The 1,775-nt window shown below is 69.6% G+C and carries 2 protein-coding genes; both read right to left on the bottom strand.

Translation table 11 applies throughout. The annotated features are described in order from the left end of the window. Positions 1-830 (bottom strand): secretin N-terminal domain-containing protein (locus tag VFQ64_RS03070; RefSeq protein WP_325101833.1); only part of this gene is annotated, 830 nt, incomplete at its 3' end. Beyond that, a partial coding sequence (locus tag VFQ64_RS03065) for a type II secretion system protein N (protein WP_325101832.1) occupies positions 827-1,775 on the bottom strand: 949 nt, incomplete at its 5' end. The genes VFQ64_RS03065 and VFQ64_RS03070, both read right to left, overlap by 4 nt.

The following is a 1,775-nucleotide window of genomic DNA, read 5'->3' as shown; positions in this document are numbered from 1 at the left end:
TCCGCATTCTCCAGGAACACGACCCGGATCTCGGTGCCGCTCTTCGCCTTCTGATCGAGCTCGGCTGCGATCCGCGACAGGTTGGCAACCGTCGCCGCGTCGCCGCGCACCGCGACCGAATTGGAGCTCTCGATCGCGATCACCGACACCGCGGCGCCGCCCGCGGTCCCCGCCCCGCCGCCACCACCCGCAGCACCACCGCCACCGGACAGCCCGGTGAGCGCCGCCGCGATCTCCTTGGCGTTGGCGTTCTTCAGCGCGATCACGCGGGTCGAGGCATTATCGGTATCGATCCGGCGGATCACCTCGCGCACCCGGCGGATATTGTCGGTGAAATCGACGATCACCAGGCTGTTGCTGCCGCGGTTGGCGCTGACCGAGCCTTGCGCGCTGACCAGCGGCCGCACCGTCTCCACCGCGCTCGCGGCATCGATCGATCGCAACCGGACGATCTCGGTGACGAAGCTGTTGCGCGCCGCGCCCGCGCTGCCGATCCGGCCGGGCTGCGACGCGGCATTGTCGACCGGCTGGACCCGGAACGCACCATTGGCGGAAGGCACCGCGACCAGGCCGTTCGACCGCAGGGTTGCCAGGAAGATCTCGAGATATTCCGACCGGCTCAGCGGCCGATCGGTCACCACCGTGACCTTGCCCTGGACGCGGTTGTCGATGATGAAGGTCCGCCCGGTCACCTTGGCGGCATCGGCGATGAACGCGCGGATGTCGGCATCGCGGACGTTGAGCGTGGTTTGCGCCTGCGCCTGCGCGGCGAGGACGACCGAGAGGACGGGGGCAAGCGACAGGGCCGAGGCCAGGAAAAGCTTCTTCATTTACTCGCAGCGATCGTGATGGCGAGCGGCAGCGTGTTACTGCCGCGCTCGACTGTTATTGGAATGTTGCCCCCTTTGGCAAAGTCCGTGGTGACGCGTTCGAGGTCGCCCTGCCCGGTCACCGGCCGCCCCCCGATCGAGGTGACGACGTCGCCGTCGCGCAGCCCGGCCTGCCGGAACACCGCGCCGGTGCCCTGCGACCTGACCACCAGGCCGCTGATCCGCCCGGAATCGATCCGGGGGATGAAGCCGATCTCGCTGCGCAGCTGCGCGGCCGGTACGCCGCTGGCGGCCGGACCGATCGGCGGCGGCGGTGGCTGCATGGCGCCGGGGCTCTGCACCATCGGCGGCGTGAAGCCGCCCGGCGTCGGGGCCCCGGTCGCCTCGGGGGATGCCGGTGTCGCGTCCGACTGGACCAGGAACAGATCCTCCTGCGCGCCGCCGCGATCGATCGTGACATGATCGAACGCCACCGCCTTCAGCGTCACGCCGGGCTGGATCTCGTCGCCCACTGCGATGCTGTTCTGGACGCCGTCCGCTCCCGCGATGATCGCCGATCCGCGACCGGAGGCTTCGTCGACACGGATGCCGAACAGCGTCAGCGACAGCGCGGTGACCACCGCCGGCCCCTGCTGAGCCTGCTCCAGCCGGAAGAACGGATCGAAGCCCGCCAGGATCGAACCCGGCTGACCGGGCACCACCAACGCCGCCGGACGCCAGTCGCCGAGCGGCGCCACCGGGGTGAGCACCGTCCACACCAGCCGCGCGCCCTGAACCGCCAGGCCGGCGAGCAGCAACAGCTCTGCGACCGAATAGATATTGACGACGGGCAAGCGCCGCAGGATGCGGCTGGCACGCGCGTCGAACTTCAATCGCATACAGGTCCCCGTCCGCGTCTCGGCGCCCACGCAGCCCATCGTACGATGATGCGTCATGCCCCGAAAC

It is taken from the genome of Sphingomonas sp. (assembly GCF_035714405.1).
Taxonomy (GTDB): Bacteria; Pseudomonadota; Alphaproteobacteria; order Sphingomonadales; family Sphingomonadaceae; genus Sphingomonas.
The sequence above is the reverse complement of the archived record's forward strand: the minus strand, read 5'-3'. Positions and strand labels throughout refer to the sequence as shown.